The organism is Lysinibacillus sp. COL-1 (assembly GCF_059814265.1).
The window spans coordinates 2,271,118-2,288,506 of the sequence record NZ_JCAWSJ010000004.1 but is presented as its reverse complement, the minus strand read 5'-3'; the positions used below and the strand labels follow the sequence as shown (position 1 = coordinate 2,288,506).

The 17,389-nt window shown below is 40.3% G+C and carries 16 protein-coding genes; 14 read left to right on the top strand and 2 right to left on the bottom strand.

The annotated features are described in order from the left end of the window. Positions 1-3: 3 nt before the first annotated feature. Entirely contained in the window at positions 4-1,155 is a 1,152-nt protein-coding gene (locus AC6BKE_RS19630) for an MFS transporter (protein ID WP_036117657.1), read from the bottom strand. A gap of 97 nt (positions 1,156-1,252) precedes the next feature. Between AC6BKE_RS19630 and yeiL the strand changes: the two genes are divergently transcribed. Further along, positions 1,253-1,915, top strand: a complete 663-nt coding sequence (gene yeiL, locus AC6BKE_RS19625) for a transcriptional regulator YeiL (protein ID WP_036117659.1) — start codon at positions 1,253-1,255, stop codon at positions 1,913-1,915. 80 nt (positions 1,916-1,995) lie between these two features. Here yeiL and AC6BKE_RS19620 read toward each other — a convergent pair whose 3' ends face one another. Then, on the bottom strand, positions 1,996-2,313 hold the full coding sequence (locus AC6BKE_RS19620) for a hypothetical protein (RefSeq protein ID WP_036117662.1): 318 nt from the start codon (positions 2,311-2,313) through the stop codon (positions 1,996-1,998). Positions 2,314-2,596: 283 nt separating this feature from the next. Between AC6BKE_RS19620 and AC6BKE_RS19615 the strand changes: the two genes are divergently transcribed. The 13 genes from AC6BKE_RS19615 (at position 2,597) to AC6BKE_RS19555 (ending at position 17,350) form a co-directional block, all read left to right on the top strand. After that, entirely contained in the window at positions 2,597-3,577 is a 981-nt protein-coding gene (locus tag AC6BKE_RS19615) for a diaminopimelate dehydrogenase (protein WP_036117665.1), read from the top strand. 162 nt (positions 3,578-3,739) lie between these two features. Continuing rightward, positions 3,740-6,925: a winged helix-turn-helix domain-containing protein gene (locus AC6BKE_RS19610; RefSeq protein ID WP_499857752.1), complete on the top strand. Its 3,186-nt coding sequence runs from the start codon at positions 3,740-3,742 to the stop codon at positions 6,923-6,925. Positions 6,926-7,142: 217 nt separating this feature from the next. Beyond that, positions 7,143-7,676 carry a GNAT family N-acetyltransferase gene (locus AC6BKE_RS19605; RefSeq protein WP_058843530.1) on the top strand — a complete coding sequence of 178 codons (534 nt, stop codon included), beginning with the start codon at positions 7,143-7,145 and terminating at the stop codon, positions 7,674-7,676. 297 nt (positions 7,677-7,973) lie between these two features. Further along, on the top strand, positions 7,974-9,212 hold the full coding sequence (locus tag AC6BKE_RS19600; protein ID WP_036117673.1) for a substrate-binding domain-containing protein: 1,239 nt from the start codon (positions 7,974-7,976) through the stop codon (positions 9,210-9,212). Positions 9,213-9,273: 61 nt separating this feature from the next. Further along, entirely contained in the window at positions 9,274-10,050 is a 777-nt protein-coding gene (locus tag AC6BKE_RS19595; RefSeq protein WP_058843531.1) for an ABC transporter ATP-binding protein, read from the top strand. Then, complete coding sequence (locus AC6BKE_RS19590) at positions 10,025-10,732, top strand: ABC transporter ATP-binding protein (RefSeq protein ID WP_058843532.1); 708 nt, start codon at positions 10,025-10,027, stop codon at positions 10,730-10,732. The genes AC6BKE_RS19595 and AC6BKE_RS19590 overlap by 26 nt, the downstream gene beginning before the upstream one ends. A 15-nt stretch (positions 10,733-10,747) precedes the next feature. Continuing rightward, positions 10,748-11,620: a branched-chain amino acid ABC transporter permease gene (locus tag AC6BKE_RS19585; RefSeq protein WP_058843533.1), complete on the top strand. Its 873-nt coding sequence runs from the start codon at positions 10,748-10,750 to the stop codon at positions 11,618-11,620. Continuing rightward, positions 11,617-12,633, top strand: a complete 1,017-nt coding sequence (locus tag AC6BKE_RS19580; RefSeq protein WP_340809053.1) for a branched-chain amino acid ABC transporter permease — start codon at positions 11,617-11,619, stop codon at positions 12,631-12,633. The genes AC6BKE_RS19585 and AC6BKE_RS19580 overlap by 4 nt, the downstream gene beginning before the upstream one ends. After that, positions 12,630-13,634: a 3-oxoacyl-ACP synthase gene (locus tag AC6BKE_RS19575; RefSeq protein ID WP_058843535.1), complete on the top strand. Its 1,005-nt coding sequence runs from the start codon at positions 12,630-12,632 to the stop codon at positions 13,632-13,634. The genes AC6BKE_RS19580 and AC6BKE_RS19575 overlap by 4 nt, the downstream gene beginning before the upstream one ends. A 12-nt stretch (positions 13,635-13,646) precedes the next feature. Further along, on the top strand, positions 13,647-14,558 hold the full coding sequence (gene phaZ / locus AC6BKE_RS19570; RefSeq protein ID WP_058843536.1) for an intracellular short-chain-length polyhydroxyalkanoate depolymerase: 912 nt from the start codon (positions 13,647-13,649) through the stop codon (positions 14,556-14,558). Further along, positions 14,542-15,273, top strand: coding sequence for a 3-oxoacyl-ACP reductase FabG (fabG, locus tag AC6BKE_RS19565; protein ID WP_101966704.1), 732 nt, complete (start codon positions 14,542-14,544; stop codon positions 15,271-15,273). The genes phaZ and fabG overlap by 17 nt, the downstream gene beginning before the upstream one ends. Before the next feature lie 13 nt (positions 15,274-15,286). After that, complete coding sequence (locus AC6BKE_RS19560) at positions 15,287-16,759, top strand: class I adenylate-forming enzyme family protein (protein WP_499857751.1); 1,473 nt, start codon at positions 15,287-15,289, stop codon at positions 16,757-16,759. Positions 16,760-16,807: 48 nt separating this feature from the next. Then, the gene (locus AC6BKE_RS19555) at positions 16,808-17,350 is read left to right on the top strand and encodes a short-chain dehydrogenase (RefSeq protein WP_342543883.1); all 543 of its coding nucleotides are present in this window, start codon (positions 16,808-16,810) and stop codon (positions 17,348-17,350) included. Positions 17,351-17,389: the final 39 nt, after the last annotated feature.

Sequence of the window (17,389 nt, the reverse complement as noted above, 5' to 3'; positions counted from 1 at the left end):
TTGTTAATATTGATATTTTTTGCGCGTCAGCAGCAAAATAGCGATGGCAGGCACTGTACAAATAAGCATGGCTGCAAAGGACAGGCCAGGAGATATTTCGTATAAATATCCTCCTAAAAACGTAAGGATTGCTGTACTTAAGCCCATGGCTAATGCGGAATAGAGACCTTGTGCATTTGGAATTTGTTCCTTTGGTAGAGCTTTCGTTAAGTAGCGGATAAAAGCGAAATGTGCTAGTGCAAAGGATAATGCATGCAAGGTTTGTGAAGCAATAAACACCCAGACATTCGGGAACATAAAGATGAGTAACCAGCGCAGGGAAGAGCCGCTTGCTGCTAAGAGCAATAATGACGATGAACGCCACTTCGTCAATAATGTATCGGCCTTCATAAAGTATAGGATTTCGCAAATTACTGCGATGTTAATAATCATGCCCATATAGAATGGGTCAACCTGTAAGTCTTCTAAATAAATATAACCATAGCTATAATAAGAGGCATGTGCACCCTGTAATAAAATTACGATAAATAAGACAATCGGGAAGCCCTTGATAGTCCATAAAGTCTTCATCGATAATGATTTCGCACGTTGTTCTTTTGTTGGCACAACAAGTAATTCCTTTGGAGTGGCTAATTGCTGCATAAGTAACATGCCGATCAACCCAATAATCATGCTCCAAAAGATGATGTTTTTGCCGAAAACGCCCGTCAACATACTAATAATTAATACAGCAATCACAAACCCGAAGGAACCATAGGAACGGCTTTTGCCGTAGTGAATATTGCCATGCTGGACAAGCGTTGCTGCACTACTTTCCACAGCAGGTAATAGTGCTGGATAAAAGACACTAAATAAAATGGTCACGATTAATAATGCGATAAAGCCAGTGCTTGGAATATAAAGTAATGCAGTTAGTAGAGCACCTACTGCTAAAATCGTAATAAGACGTTTATTGTGTACATATTTTGCAAGGGTTGGAAAGAAGAAAAGATTGGACGTGGCACGAGCTAGTAGCCCACAGCCCATTACAACACTTGCCTGCGATACTGTCAGATGTTTTGCATCCACAAGCCAACCTGTCCAGTAGGGTAAGAAAATGCCCCAGGTGATGAAAAATGTAAAGAAATTCTGAGAAAGCCATCGTTGATTGTTCATATAATTACCGTACCTCCATTAACTAAGTTGAATAATAGCATGTTCATCGCTACAATAATGTGAGATATCTCATATTTTTTAGAGGGGAGAGTAAAAAATGCATATTCTAACAGCTGAAGCACGTACCCAATATCTTGAAAAATATCCGATAGATGATTTTTTCTCATTTGCTATCGATCCTTATCTGGAAGTGTGTCAATTTGACAAAGGAGAGTGGATTTTTCAGGAAGGCTCCTTTCCAGATACATTGTATTACATGATAGAAGGCAAGGCGAAGCTCTATATGACGCATAAAAATGGCAAAGTTTCACTAATTGAATATTTGGAAGCTCCTCGTTTTATGGGGGAAATTGAATTGCTTAATGAGGCGAGGTATACAAAGGGGATACAAACTGTTACCAAGACAATTTGTTACTCCATTACACAGGCATGTAAGGAAAAGTTACTTGTGGATGCCTTGTTTTTACGTAGACTTTGTGTGTTTCTAGGGGAAAAAGCCACGAACATGACATCTAAATATACACAAAATCAAGCATATCCGTTTGAGAATCGCTTAGCAGCCTTTATTCAATTATCTGCTGATCAAGGTGTCTATAAGGAAAAGCATACGGAAATCTGTGAGTATTTAGGGGTTTCTTATCGCCATTTATTATATGTATTGGCACAGTTTTGTGAAGAGAAGATATTAGAAAAACGTAAGACAGGCTACCATATTATTGATGAAAAACGTCTTGCACAGTTGGCTCAGGAGATACAATAGCGATGGACTTGCAGGAGATCGTGCTAGAAGGAAGCGCCCGATTAAGTTAGCAGAACGCTTACGAAGTACCATATCAGACTTCATATAAAGAAGTCTGGGTTTGGCTTGTTGTATTCACTTTTTTTAATGAACCAGCGAGCGATGTCCTTACCACTATGGTAGAAGTCTACCTCATGCACCTTATTTTTTTGGATGGTGATGTCTAGCGTGTTTTCCATAACGTCAAAAGGTAAAACACCGATACATAAAGGATTGTTTGGTAAAAGACTTTCATGTGGTTTACGAACAGTTTGTTTCGCTTCAAGGTGCTTGTTCGCCGTATTATTTTGTGTCATATGGAATGCAAGTAGTTCTCCTTGTGCCAATGCCGTGCTTGATGAGTAACCAGTACTTTTCATTCAACATGCCCCCTTTTGTCGTTACATTTATTGTACAAGACTGGTTGGAAAAATAGCCGTTATTTACAAGGCTTTTACAATAACTTTAAGATTCATGGAATATTTAGTAATTTGTAACCGCATTCATACCGTTTTTGGATAAAAACCATAGAAAACTGATATAAATTCTTTTTGAAAAACTCATACTCAAACTATTGTGAATTTTTCTAACACAAAGTATTATTGTAATTAGATTTAACGTGAAAGTTTTCACAAAGTCACGAAATCGTTAGGAGGAATTTTAATGAGTGCAATTCGAGTAGGTATTGTAGGATATGGAAATTTAGGACGTGGTGTGGAGTATGCTATTTCACAAAATCCAGATATGGAAGTAGTAGCGGTGTTCACACGTCGTGATCCTTCAACAGTAAACGTAGCAAGCAATGCGAGCGTATATTTAGTAGATGACGCCGAAAAATTCCAAAACGACATTGATGTCATGATTTTATGTGGTGGCTCTGCAACGGATTTACCAGAACAAGGACCACATTTTGCACAATGGTTTAATACAATTGATAGCTTCGATACACATGCGAAAATTCCTGAATTTTTCGATGCTGTAGACGCAGCGGCACAAAAATCTGGTAAAGTGTCTGTTATCTCAGTTGGATGGGATCCAGGTTTATTCTCCTTAAATCGTCTACTAGGAGAATCCGTATTACCAGTTGGTACAACATATACATTCTGGGGCGATGGTTTAAGTCAAGGTCACTCAGATGCAGTACGTCGTATCGAAGGTGTTAAAAATGCTGTTCAATACACATTGCCAATTAAAGAAGCTGTAGAACGTGTACGTAATGGTGAAAACCCTGAATTAACAACACGTGAAAAACATGCACGTGAATGTTGGGTTGTGTTAGAAGACGGTGCAGATGCTGCAAAAGTGGAACAAGAAATTGTCACAATGCCTAACTATTTCGATGAATATAACACAACAGTTAACTTCATCTCTGAAGATGAATTTACAGCAAACCACACAGGTATGCCACATGGTGGTTTTGTCATTCGCAGTGGTGACAGTGGAGCAAACGATAAACAAATTCTCGAATTCTCATTAAAACTTGAAAGTAATCCAAACTTCACATCTAGTATATTAGTGGCTTATGCACGTGCTGCGCATCGTCTAAGTCAAGCTGGTGATAAAGGAGCGAAAACAGTATTTGATATTCCATTCAGTCTGCTTTCACCAAAATCAGCTGCTGAATTACGTAAAGAATTACTATAATCATAGAAAATCACCCGATTATCATTCATTTGATTATCGGGTTTTTTATTTTTGCCATTCATTCGATAAAATATGGTAAACTGTCAATAATTTAATAATCTGAATTTTTGTGAAAAAATGGAGCTATTGTAACCTTACACAAATTTGGAGGTTATCGTTAACATGACAGATATTATTATTCAATCAAAATGTATGGCACCAAGTCCATCCACTCATTGTATCAATAGAGCCGCACTTATGAAGACATTAAAGAAGAGCCATCACCATACTTGTACATTTATTCATAGTGGTGCAGGGTATGGTAAAACGACCATCCTCACACAATTTCTCTCGAACGAAGCGAATAAATTTTCTTGGTATAGTATTTCCGAAGAAGATGATAATTTATTACCCTTTTTAAGATATCTTTTTTTTAGCATACAGCGAGCTGTGCCGAATTTTGGTCCTACATTCGATGAGTGGAATCAATTGTCACGCTTCCCTAAAATGGAGGAGCTGAATCGCTGGTATAAGCTTTTTGTCAATTGCCTATGTAGCATAGAGGAGCCATTTCTAATTGTCATTGATGATTTTCATTTAGTGGATCACGTCTTTTCAATTAATTATTTTATGGAGAAAGTTATTGAATTTGCTCCACCAGCGATTCATTTTATTATCGCATCTAGAACATTACCGAATTGGGATATTATGAGAAAATTAAAGCTGCAAAAGAAGTGGCTAGTGATCAACGAGGACGAGCTGGCCTTTTCAACTGAGGAAATTGCTGTTTTTTTTGAAGAATATGTAGACGTGCATTTATCCGATGCTGAAATGGCCAAGATATTGGAGATCACAGAAGGCTGGGCCATCAGTCTTTCCTTGTTAGCAGAGCAATGGCATCATGTTTCTTTAGATTATTGGCTAATGATTTCTCCGAATGATCTTTTCACCTATTTGTCAGAAGAGGTTTATAGTAGGATGACTGCAACGGAGCAAGAGACCATTTTAAAACTAGCTATTTTTCCTACATTTTCAGCGGAGCTATTGGAAGATTTTTATGGCTTTGAGATGGCACAAATGTTGAATACTTTATCACAGCGTCATTTATTTATTCAACCAGTGACAACAGATGGTTTATACCGCTTCCATGCTTTGTTTAGTCGGTTTTTAGAAATGAAATGGCGTCAGCATACAAGTTGCTATACAGACCTTCATAAACAAGCGGCATTCTATTATATGGAACGGCATAATATTCAAGCTGTGCTTTATCATGCCTTTAAAACGAATGACCATGATTTTTGTGGAGAGCTATTACAGCGTCATGCAGAGCCATTAGTACGTGCTGGACAATTTGAATGGTTATTAGAAAAAATCAATCGATTTACTGTACAAGAAAAAGATACATTTTATAGATTATATTATTTTGATGGCGAATGCCATCGCTACCGTGCTTATTATGAAAAGGCGAAACAATCCTACGACAAGTGTGCAATGATCGCACAGCAGCAGCAGGATCACCTATTTATGACAAAATCTCAAGCAGGTTTGGCACATATTTACTTAGACACTATACAGCCTGCATTAGCAGAGCCTTATTTAGAAAAAGCATTAGAGCTTGCCAAATATACCCCCTTACTAAAAGAGGAATTATTAGAACTTCAACGGCAATATGCTGAAAACTTAGTGAACTTAGGGAAGGCCAAGGGTGCACAGTTATTTATGGAGGACGTGGCATTGCCAGCGGATGTCATGCAACGAGCGAATGTGGATGTCCGAGTTTTACTACGGACTGGGCAATTACGAGAGGCGAAGGAATTATTAGCACAGCGCCTTGAATTGCCACCTCAGCTTGTGGCAACCCATCGTGAAAGTGAACTACTAGCAGCATTTGTCTATGCATTGTTAGGACAAGGAAAGGAAGCTTGGTATGCAGCCCAGCATGGGATACGCAGGGGGTTAAGAGAGAAGTCTATTTTTATAGAGGCGGTTGGTTATATCAGAAAAGCACATGCGCTACTATTAATGGATTTCCCAGATTATCAAGGGGCATGTCAAGCCTATGAAAAAGCGTTGACTTTATTGAATGCCATTAATATTTCTCGAGTCAAGGCCGAACCTTATATGGGGCTAGCGATTGCTAAACATTATTTAGGAGATATAGTAGCGGCTAAGAAATACTTGGCATTGGGCTTACGAGAAACCGAGCAAGTACAAGATGCTTGGATGACAGGCCTCATTCTTTTAGCGGAAGTGAAAATCATTCTCTCCCAGCAAGAAACAGAACGAGCGAAGCAATTAGTAAGGAAGGCACAACAACTATTTCAGGAATGCGGAGATCGCAATGGCTTGATGCATGTTCTATTCTATCAATCCGTTATCGCGTTTCAAGAAAATAATAGAGACCAATTTCATCCGTATTTTCAACAGTTTGCGCAATTATGTTTGGCAAATGGCTATGACTATTTTTTACAAAGGAAAATGATACTTGGTCCAAGTGATCGAATGATTTTCTATGAGCTATTGCATTTTAGCCAAACAGGAGGTGTGGAACATGCAGCCATTCTTGCATTACGAAGCTATTTTCAAGTGGAGGACAGTATCAATTATCCGCATGATGCAATACAAATCAATCTTTTTGGGAGTTTAAGTTTAATTCGAGCACAAAGAAAGCTCGAAGATAAAGAATGGCAACGTGATAAATCGAAGGAATTGTTCGTGTATCTATATTGTCATCGCAATCGTTTTACACCAAAGGAAGAGATAGCGCAGGCATTATGGCCAGACCGCACTATCGAGTCTTTAGATCGGGATTTTAAAGTGGTCTTAAATACATTATTAAAAGTGTTGGAGCCACAACGACATGCAAGGCAGGAGAGCTTTTTTATTCAACGTAAGAATAATATGTATCAGTTGCAAAATATTGCCTTTCTCCAAATTGACGTGGAACGATTTCACTATTATTACAACCTAGGAATGGAGGAATTTGATCCACAGTTGTCCGATGAATGGCTACTGTTAGCGGAAGCGAGTTATCCAGACGCCTTATATGCAGAAAAAAAGCAAATCGACTGGCTTACTCAAGATCGCGAAAAGCTACAATTTTTATATATAGAAGTTCTAGAACGTTTGGCACAAAATGCCACAAGGCAGCAGCAATATAAAAAAGCCATCCACTATGCAGAGAAAATAATTGGAGAGGATGCACTATGGGAGGAGGGCTATCGCCTGCTTATGTACAGCTACTACCAACTCCAAAACCGTTCTCTAGCATACAAATGGTACGAAAAATGTGTACAGCAGTTACAGAGCGAATTAAATACAACCCCTATGGAGTCGACCATGGCTGTCTATGATTTAATTATGGGATAGCTAGTGCCGTCGTTTAAATGAGGGAATCTTATTCGGGTGGTACTACTTTGTAGTGTAGGGAGAGCCACTCATAAGTAGAAATGAACTATATGAACAAGTTAAAAAAAGCAACATATTTAAATGCCATTTTGTCAGACAAATAAAAGGCTGGCCACAATTTGCAGATTGAACAAGATGAGTGAATGGTTGAATCGTGTAGAAGGAGAGATGAATTAAAGTGATACTTGCAAATGAAAAATTATTTTTAAGGGAATTCACGCCACATGACTGGATTGATGTTCATAAATATGCCTCACAGGAGATTGTTTGTAGGTATCAAACATGGGGACCGAATACAGAGGAGGATTCAAAAGAATTCATTCAGGATGCACTCGATGAAGCAAGACAAACACCAAGGGAAAGATATGTTTTTGCTATTATTTATCAAGAAACTTTAATAGGTTCGGTTGAGATAATGATTAGGGATTTCACGAATAAGGTGGGGGAAATTGGCTATATTGTTAACCCTGACTATTGGGGGAAGGGAGTAGCAACGCAGAGTGCTAAATTAGTGATCACTTTCGGTTTTGACACATTAAAGCTCCATCGTATTTATGCAACATGTGACCCAAGAAACATTGGATCATCAAAGGTTTTAGAAAAGGTTGGAATGGCCAAAGAAGGAATATTACGTGAAAATATGTTAATGAAAGACGGTATTTGGCGAGATTCCTTCTTGTATAGTGTATTGAAGCAGGAATGGTCTTCATGAAGCGTACTACAGAATGCAGTTTGAAACACTAAAAAATAGTTCCTAATACAAAAGACAAAAATGTTGTATATTCAACGTTTTTGTCTTTCTTTTTACCTGATGTAATTAGTAGCGTAGCGATAAATCTTTTAACACTTTTAAATTTTTAATAAATAATTCCATAACATCGATACAGAAAAATGCTTTGTACTTTTGTGCAAAGCATTTTTTGTAACTAATTTGTAACTGGACTTTTGTATAGTGTTGTCATAGCAAGAAAGCGCTTTCTATGGAGCTTATTTTAAAGGGGGGTATAGGATGAAGAAGCGGTGGTATTGGTTTCTTTTAGTAATGTTGGCTGTGGTGTTGGTAGCTTGTAGTGGGGAGGATACGAAGGATGATGCAACAGATGCAGATTCCTCCGATGGTGAGACAAAAGCGGTGACGGCGGAAGGAGGCACGATTAAGATTGGGGTGCTTGCTTCGTTAACGGGGGCGCTTGAATCATATGGGAAGCAGACGCAGCGGGGATTTGATTTAGGGATTGAGTATGCGACTGGTGGGACGATGGAGGTCAATGGTAAGAAAATCGAGGTTGTGTATGAGGATACGGAGACAAAGCCGGAGGTGGCCGTGCAGAAAGCAACAAAGCTATTAGAAGATGACCAGGTTGATTTTTTAGTAGGTTCTTCAAGTTCTGGTGATACCCTTGCTGTTCTACCGCTGGCAGAGGAGTATGAAAAAATTATGGTGGTGGAGCCTGCGGTGGCTGACAGTATTACAGGTTCTGAGTTTAATGAGTATATTTTCCGTACAGGTCGTAATTCATCACAGGATGCCTATGCAGCCGCGGCGGCTATTGCTGGTAAAGGTGTGAAGATTGCTACATTTGCCCCAGATTATTCGTTTGGCTGGGATGGGGTGAATGCGTTTAAAACGGCAGCGGAGAAATTAGGTGCTGACATTGTGTTAGAGGAGTATGCAGACCCAGCAGCAACAGACTTTACGTCTAATTTACAAAAGGTGCTAGATGCTAAGCCTGATTATTTATTCGTTGTCTGGGCAGGAGCAAATTCACCATGGAATCAAATCGCAGATCTTAAAATTCAAGAAAAGGGCATTAAAATTTCAACGGGAGCACCTGATATTATAGCGCTTCAATTTATGAATCCATTGGTTGGTATGGAAGGTTTTTCGGTGTATTACCACACGCTACCGCAAAATGATGTCAATAAATGGTTAGTTGAGGAACATCAAAAACGTTTCAATGAAGTACCTGACTTATTTACACCTGGCGGCATGTCTGCGGCGATTGCCATTATGGAGGCATTGAAAAAATCGGAGGGAGATGCAGATGCCAACAAGCTGATCGGCATAATGGAGGGGATGTCATTTGAGACACCAAAAGGTACGATGACGTTCCGTGAAGAGGACCATCAAGCCCTTCAATCGATGTATTCGATTCGCTTAGAGCAACAGGATGGCGTGGATTATCCAGTACCCGTACTTATTCGGGAGTTAAGTCCTGAGGAAACAGCACCACCTGTTATGAATTAAACAAATGAGAGGCAGCATGGCTGTCTTTCTACATAACTATTAGAGGAGAAGGGAGTAGAGGATGGAGCCAATACTACACACAGACAATTTAACGATTCAGTTTGGGGGACATACGGCGGTGGATTGCGTTAATTTTCAAATGCCTGAAAAGCATTTAAAGTCCATTATAGGGCCGAACGGTGCTGGGAAAACAACATTCTTTAATTTGATTAGTGGAGAGCTAAAACCAACTGCGGGTGATGTTTATTTTAAAGGGCAATCACTTGCCCAAAAGTCGGCCATCGAAAGAACACGTATGGGGTTGGGTCGATCCTTTCAAATCACGAATGTCTTTCCAAATTTAACGGTTCTCGAAAATGTTCGTTTAGCCGTGCAGTCAAAGGAAAAGATTCGTTATCAGCTATTTCGACACTACAAAAGCTATAAGGCGATTACCGACAAAGCGGAGGAGCTATTATCACTCGTTTTACTCGACAATAAACGGGACGCCCTGACAACGATGCTATCCCATGGAGAGAAAAGAAAGCTTGAGATTGCCATGCTACTTGCGTTGGATACGGAAATTCTGCTACTCGATGAACCAACAGCTGGTATGTCTTTAGAGGAAGTACCTACGATTTTAGAGGTCATTCGGACCATTAAAAATCAAGGGAATAAAACCATTCTGCTCATTGAACATAAAATGGATATGATTTTAGATTTATCGGATTCCATTATGGTGTTATTTAATGGTCAGCTACTAGCAGATGGTTCACCCGTGGAAATTATGAATAATGATACCGTACAACAAGCATATTTAGGAGGGCTGTACGATGACCACCTTACTGACATTAAATGAGGTTCACACGCATATCGGCCAATATCACATTTTGCAGGGAGTTAATTTTGAAGCGAGGGAGGGACAGGTTAGCGTACTGCTTGGACGAAATGGTGCAGGTAAAACAACGACCTTGAAAACAATTATGGGATTAACACCTGCGACAAATGGCGAAATCGCCTTTCGCTCCCACTCCATTAAAAAAAGCCCAACATACAAGGTGGCTAAATTAGGGATAGGTTATGTGCCTGAAAATCAAGGGATTTTTGCAGATTTAACGGTAGAGGAAAATATGAAGGTAGCCATGTATAAGGAAGATACTGCCACGTTAGAACGACAGCAATATGTGCTGGAGCTGTTTCCCGATTTGAAGAAGTTTTGGAAAAAGGCTGGCGGGCATTTATCAGGAGGGCAAAAGCAAATGCTGTCCATGGCAAGAGCCTTTATCAATGATAGCCAATTAATATTAATTGACGAGCCTTCCAAGGGGCTTGCGCCCATAGTGGTGGAGAAGGTGATGGAAGCGATTATGGAAATGAAAAAGAAAACGTCCATTGTTCTTGTTGAACAAAACTTTATGATGGCTAGCCGGATTGGTGATACCTATACTTTGATCGATGATGGCAGAACAGTAAATTCGGGCATGATGGAGGATTTGATTGTCAATGAAGAACTAAAACGCAAGTATTTAGGAATTGGATAAAGGGGGTGACCATCATTGGAGCTTTTCATCAATTTACTCATTAATGGCTTGGCAACAGGGATGTTGATATTTCTGCTGGCGGCAGGTTTGACGTTAATTTTTGGCTTAATGGATGTGTTGAATTTTGCGCATGGTGGATTATTTGTTTGGGGAGCCTATGCGGGAATCTTTACCTATATGTGGACAGAAAGCTTTATCGTAGGAATTATAGGTGCGCTTGTGACAGGTGCGTTACTTGGACTGCTTACAGAGAAATTGATTATTACGCCTGTTTACGGCAATCATATTCAGCAAATTTTAATTACGTTAGGGCTTATGCTCGTTTTGCAGGAATTCATCAAGGTGGTTTTTGGTCCAAATGGTGTGGCCGTAAAAACGCCGAGCTATTTAGCGGGAAGCTGGGAATTTGGTGACGTGATTATCATCAAATATCGACTATTTATTATTGTTATAGGGTTTGTGATTTTTGGTGTTTTTCAATATATGCTGAAACGCACGAAGATTGGGTTGATCGTTCGAGCTGGTGTGCAGGATAAGGAAATGGCACAGGCTCTTGGTATTCATATTAAGCGTGTATTTCTATATGTCTTTATGGTGGGTGCGGCTCTTGCGGCACTTAGTGGAATGTTGATGGCTCCGTATTCGGGCGTCATCTATGCGGAGATGGGCATGGAGTACGCCATTTTAGGATTTATTGTCGTCGTCATTGGCGGAATGGGTAGTTTTTCAGGCTCATTGTTGGCTGCTATTTTAGTAGGGCTAGCAGGTAGCTTTATGGCTTATTATGTGCCTGTGCTATCACTAGCAGTCAATATGATTTTAATGGCCAGCGTTTTAATTTTCCGTCCACAGGGGCTGTTTACGATGCGAAAGGAGCGAACATCATGAACAAGAAAATGTCCTTACGCTCTATCGCTTTTTTCCTGTTATTGGCGATTTTTATCGTACTCCCTTTTGTCAATGATTCAAGGACGCTGCTTATTTTACTGACACAAATTTTCATTTTTGGCATACTGGCGATGAGCTATGATATTTTGCTCGGTTATACAGGAATCGTTTCCTTTGGGCACGCTATGTTTTTTGGTATTGGCGCTTACACGACAGCGGTCATGCTCAAGCAAATGGATAACACACTATTCATCTTTGTGTTGTCCATCGTGATAGGCATGGTAATAGCAGGCTTTGTTAGTTTTTTAGTAGGTTTATTAACCTTGCGCTTGAAAAGTCATTTTTTTGCGATGCTCACACTAGCCTTCTCGGGGTTATTTTTAGTAGTAGCTGAAAAGTGGCGCTCTGTCACGTATGGCAATGATGGCTTTACTTTTCGAGCACCAGATATTTTTAGAGATCGGATGACCTTCTATTTCTTTGTGTTAGCAAGCTTAGTTGTCATCTTTTTAGCGCTCCACCGTTTTGTTAACTCGCCGACAGGTCGACTACTAATTGCTGTTCGGGAAAATGAACAACGGACGAAATCATTAGGCTTTAATACCTTGCACTATAAAGTGATTGCCTCCGTTGTTGCAGGCATTGTTGCGAGCTTTGCAGGCTCCTTATATGCGATTTCTTTACGCTTCGTTAACACGAGTGTGATGGCGATGGATATTACACTCGATGCGCTATTAATGACGATTATTGGTGGGGTCGGCACTTTAGTAGGGCCATTACTAGGAGCAGCAGTGATTGAATATGCACAGCATGCATTATCAGGGCTAGCACGAGATTACCCTATTTTTGAACGTTGGATTATCTTCTTTGGGATTCTCTATATTTTAGCCGTTATCTTTTTCCCGAAAGGTATTATTGGCTCACTAAGACTGCTGTTTTGGAAATGGCGAGCAAAGCTAAAGCAAAGAAAAAAGCCCGTAGCTCTGCCCCAGGAAAAGGAGCGATTTGAATGACTGTTGGTATTGTCAGTACAGGTATCTATCTACCTCAAAATAAAATGACTTCGCAGGACATTGCGGCTCTTTCAAATATTCCAGAGGACATTATCCGTCAAAAAATGGGTATTCATGAAAAGCCAATCCCTGGTGAGCATGATCATACCGTGCAAATGGGCATATGGGCAGCACAGGATGCGATAAAAAAAGCAAATCTGGACCCGAAAGATATTGATGTGATCATCTATATGGGTGAAGAGCATAAGGAATACCCACTATGGACAGCCTCCATCAAAATGCAAGAGGAGCTTGGTGCGGTTAATGCATGGGCATTTGATGTGCAATTGCGCTGTGGCACGACGATCATGGCATTGAAAGTAGCGAAAAGTTTAATGGCATCAGATGACACAATTCATACCATTCTTTTAGCAGGTGGCTATCGCAATGTGGATTTTATCGATTACAGCAATCCACGAACGCGCTTTATGTACAATTTGGCGGCTGGTGGAGGTGCCATATTGCTACAAAAAAACTATGAAAAAAATCAGCTTTTAGAGGCGGAAATTATAACAGATGGTTCTTTCTCAGAGGATGTAGTTGTACCAGTTGGAGGTACGAAAACACCGTTAACACCATTCCATTTAACAGAAAATTTATATCAGCTTGACGTTTTGGACCCGATTGGGATGAAGGAGAGGTTAGAACAAAAATCATTAAGCCATTTTTTGAAGGTTATTCGCCGTTCTCTAGCGAAAAGTGGATACAGTGAAGAACAGCTCGACTACTTAGCGATGCTGCATATGAAAAGGTCTGCACATGATTATATTTTAGCAGAGCTTGGCTTACAGCAGGAACAGTCTATTTATTTACAAGACTATGGACATATTGGGCAAATCGATCAAATATTGTCCTTACAGCTAGCTCAGGAGCAAAATCGTATTCAAGCAGGTGCTCTTGTGACACTAGTGAGTGCAGGCATTGGCTATGTTTGGGGGGCTATCACAATACGTTGGGGATAAGGGGGAAATGGTATGTTACAAACAATTCAACTAGCAAATGGTGAGACGATGGCATATCGCAAAAGAGCTGGAGGAAGTCATCCTTTAGTGTTGGTTCATGGCAATATGACTTCCTCTAAGCATTGGGATGTGCTGATAGATGCTTTAGATGATAAATATACCATCTATGCAATCGATTTACGAGGCTTTGGAGGTTCATCCTATCATCAGCCAATCTATACCATTAAAGATTTTAGTGATGATGTTAAGCTATTTGTGGATGCGATGCAATTGCAAAGCTTTGACATGATTGGCTGGTCAACTGGCGGAGCTGTTTGTATGCAGTTTGCAGCCAATTATCCAGGTTATTGCCAGCAATTAATCTTACTGGCCTCCGCTTCTACACGTGGCTATCCATTTTATACGGATTTAGGAACAGGCGATCCAGCCTGCTTTAAGCGAGCCTATAACTATGAAGATGTACTTGTGGATACATCGAAAACAAAGCTTATCCAAGGCTTTTATGACACAAAAAACGGCGAAGGTTTACGGTCGATATGGAATGCTTTAATTTATACCCATCAGCAACCAAACGAGGAAAAATACCAAGAATATATAGAGGATATGCTAACACAGCGCAACTTAGCAGAGGTGTATCATGCACTCAATACATTTAATATAAGTGCTGTTGACAATGATGTGACAAAAGGGTCACACGAAGCTCTCCTACTCCAGATACCGATTTTAGTACTGAGAGGGGATCGTGACTTAGTTATTACAGAGGAAATGAATGCGGAATTACTGCAAGACTTAGGCAAAACGGCACAGTTTGTTAGCTTAAAAGATTGTGGACATTCACCATTGATGGATGATTTAGCACAATTAACAGCTGAAATCGAGGCTTTTTTAGAAATTGGAGGAAGACAGTATGCGTTTAAACAATAAAGTAGCCATTATTACAGGTGCAGCCAATGGCATCGGCTATGCGGCTGCCGAGCGTTTCATCGAAGAAGGGGCATGGGTATTTATCGCTGATTTCGATGAGAAGGCAGGGAATCTCGCAGCTCAACAACTAGGCGGAAACGCTATATTTATACAGGTGGATGTGGCAAGTAGAGAGAGCGTTAACCAGCTGGTGACAGCAGTGATCGAACAGGCTGGACGCATTGATATTTTAGTGAATAATGCAGGTATTACAAGAGATGCAATGCTAACAAAGATGACAGATGACCAATTTCAGCAGGTGTTAGATGTCAATTTGACAGGCGTTTTTCATTGCACACAGGAGGTCATTCCCCATATGGTGGCAGCTGGAGGTGGCAAAATCATTAATACATCATCGGTTAGTGGGGTCTATGGCAATGTTGGTCAAACGAATTATGCAGCGACGAAAGCTGCCATTGTAGGGATGACCAAAACATGGGCAAAGGAATTAGGGCGTAAAGGCATCAATGTCAATGCAGTGGCACCTGGCTTTACAGAAACAGCTATGGTCAAAAAGATGCCTGAAAATATTTTGGCTCAAATGCGGGCAATCGTGCCGTTACAACGTTTAGGAACCCCACGGGATATAGCCAATGCCTATTTGTTTTTAGCATCTGATGAGGCATCGTATGTTCATGGCCATACGCTTCATGTAGATGGCGCCATTATGATGTGATGGGGGTGTCAAGATGTTTGTTGAGCAAGAATGGATTTTAAAACGTGCCGCCTTAACGCCTCATCACATCGCCTTGATTAATCTAGCGTCAGAGGAGCAATGGACCTATCAGCAATTATCAGAGGAAATCGGCAAATGGAGTCAATTTTTCGAGCGTCAGCAGCTAAAAAAAGGCAGTAGAGTCGCAGTTTTTGCGAGAAATCATATCCAACTTTTTGCTATTCTATTTGCCTGTGGGCTACGAGGGCTTATTTATGTGCCATTAAACTGGCGATTAAGTAGAGAGGAATTAACACAAATTTTGGAGGATGCGACCCCTTCCATTCTCTTGTATGAAGAAGAGAGTCATTGTTCTTTGGTGGTAGAAAAAATGTTTCCACTTCATCTCATCAAGCACGAGAAGGCAACGCTACCAAGTAGGCAAGACGTGGACTTGAATGATCCATGGCTAATGATTTATACCGGAGGCACAACAGGTCGTCCAAAGGGTGTTGTGCTATCCTTTCAGTCGGTCAATTGGAACGCAATCAATACAATTATTAGCTGGGGTTTACAGGAGAAAGATCGGACATTAAATTATATGCCGATGTTTCATACAGGTGGCTTAAATGCTTTATGCATACCTCTTCTTATGGTGGGAGGAACCGTCATCATTGGCGATAAGTTTGAAGCGGAAGCCGCACTGCGGGCAACGAATCAATATCAAACGACGATTTCCCTTTTTGTCCCAACGATGTATCAAGCGATGATTGCTACGGAATACTTTCGAGAAAATCATTTCCCCTCGATGAACGTATTTTTATCTGGTGGTGCCCCATGCCCACATCCCATTTATGATGTCTTTCATAAAAAGGGGTTATTCTTTAAGGAGGGCTATGGCTTAACAGAGGCGGGACCTAATAACTTTTATATTGCGAGAGAAGATGCTTACGCGAAAAAAGGGGCTGTTGGGAAAAGCATGCAGTTTAATGAGGCGAAAATCATTAATCAAGCTGGGCAAAGTTGTGCACCTCGTGAAGTGGGCGAGCTGCTGGTAAGAGGTAAGCATATGTTCCGTTTTTATTGGAATACCAAGCAAGAAACCGCCAATATCCTACAAGATGGCTGGTTAAAAACAGGTGATTTGGCGATGATGGATGAGGATGGTGATTTTTATATCGTCGGTCGTAGAAAAGAGATGATTATCTCCGGTGGTGAAAATGTCTACCCTCAGGAAGTGGAGCAATGTATGCTGCAGCATCCAGACGTACAGGAGGTTGCCGTGATTGGTGTAGCAGACGATTATTGGGGTGAGATTGTAACCGCATTTATTGTTTGTTGTCATCAAGTAGCGACTATCTTAGATGAACTTAACGAACTATGTCATCAACAATTAGGACGTTATAAGATTCCGAAACAAATCATTTTTTTAGATCAACTACCGAAAACAAGTGTTGGTAAAATTGATAAAAAGGCATTGCATAGGCTAGTCGATTCCACCTGCTAAGTATGATGAGTCTCTCTTAAATAAGAATTAAAAGTGAGGAACAAATGAATGGCACACGCATTAGTTATTGGTGGGACAGGAATGTTAGCTGACACAACCCTTTGGTTAGTGAAGAACGGATATGACGTTTCGGTAATTGGACGTAATGCCAATCGAATGGGATGTTTCATAAGTAAATCATCAAATCCATCACGTGGCACACCAATTTTAGTTGATTATCTTGATATAGCCTTATTAAAAGAGAAGCTAGAAGAAACGATAGCGCATAATGGACCCATTGAATTGGTCATTGCTTGGATTCACTCCTATGCTGAAACTGTATTAGAGAGCATAGCTAGTGAAATTTCAGGAATATGGAAGCTGTTTCATGTATTAGGCAGTAGCGCTAATCTAAATGAAATCAAAGATAAAATCCATCTACTTGATATCACTCACTATCGTCAAGTCCAGCCAGGTTTCATAATGGAAAACGGTCAGTCAAGATGGCTTACACATAAGGAAATTTCACAAGGAGTCATCGATGCTATTCAGCATGATCGATCTATCAATATCGTTGGCACGCTACAGCCTTGGGAACAACGCCCGTTATAAATAGGAAATAACCTTCGTCCAACTAGTGTGACGAAGGTT

What these genes read in the sequence shown, in the direction of transcription:
- AC6BKE_RS19630 (WP_036117657.1), bottom strand. Translation starts at nt 1,155, where the DNA reads ATGAACAATCAACGATGGCTTTCTCAGAATTTCTTTACATTTTTCATC.
- yeiL (WP_036117659.1), top strand. Translation starts at nt 1,253, where the DNA reads ATGCATATTCTAACAGCTGAAGCACGTACCCAATATCTTGAAAAATAT.
- AC6BKE_RS19620 (WP_036117662.1), bottom strand. Translation starts at nt 2,313, where the DNA reads ATGAAAAGTACTGGTTACTCATCAAGCACGGCATTGGCACAAGGAGAA.
- AC6BKE_RS19615 (WP_036117665.1), top strand. Translation starts at nt 2,597, where the DNA reads ATGAGTGCAATTCGAGTAGGTATTGTAGGATATGGAAATTTAGGACGT.
- AC6BKE_RS19610 (WP_499857752.1), top strand. Translation starts at nt 3,740, where the DNA reads ATGACAGATATTATTATTCAATCAAAATGTATGGCACCAAGTCCATCC.
- AC6BKE_RS19600 (WP_036117673.1), top strand. Translation starts at nt 7,974, where the DNA reads ATGAAGAAGCGGTGGTATTGGTTTCTTTTAGTAATGTTGGCTGTGGTG.
- AC6BKE_RS19595 (WP_058843531.1), top strand. Translation starts at nt 9,274, where the DNA reads ATGGAGCCAATACTACACACAGACAATTTAACGATTCAGTTTGGGGGA.
- AC6BKE_RS19590 (WP_058843532.1), top strand. Translation starts at nt 10,025, where the DNA reads ATGACCACCTTACTGACATTAAATGAGGTTCACACGCATATCGGCCAA.
- AC6BKE_RS19580 (WP_340809053.1), top strand. Translation starts at nt 11,617, where the DNA reads ATGAACAAGAAAATGTCCTTACGCTCTATCGCTTTTTTCCTGTTATTG.
- AC6BKE_RS19575 (WP_058843535.1), top strand. Translation starts at nt 12,630, where the DNA reads ATGACTGTTGGTATTGTCAGTACAGGTATCTATCTACCTCAAAATAAA.
- phaZ (WP_058843536.1), top strand. Translation starts at nt 13,647, where the DNA reads ATGTTACAAACAATTCAACTAGCAAATGGTGAGACGATGGCATATCGC.
- fabG (WP_101966704.1), top strand. Translation starts at nt 14,542, where the DNA reads ATGCGTTTAAACAATAAAGTAGCCATTATTACAGGTGCAGCCAATGGC.
- AC6BKE_RS19560 (WP_499857751.1), top strand. Translation starts at nt 15,287, where the DNA reads ATGTTTGTTGAGCAAGAATGGATTTTAAAACGTGCCGCCTTAACGCCT.
- AC6BKE_RS19555 (WP_342543883.1), top strand. Translation starts at nt 16,808, where the DNA reads ATGGCACACGCATTAGTTATTGGTGGGACAGGAATGTTAGCTGACACA.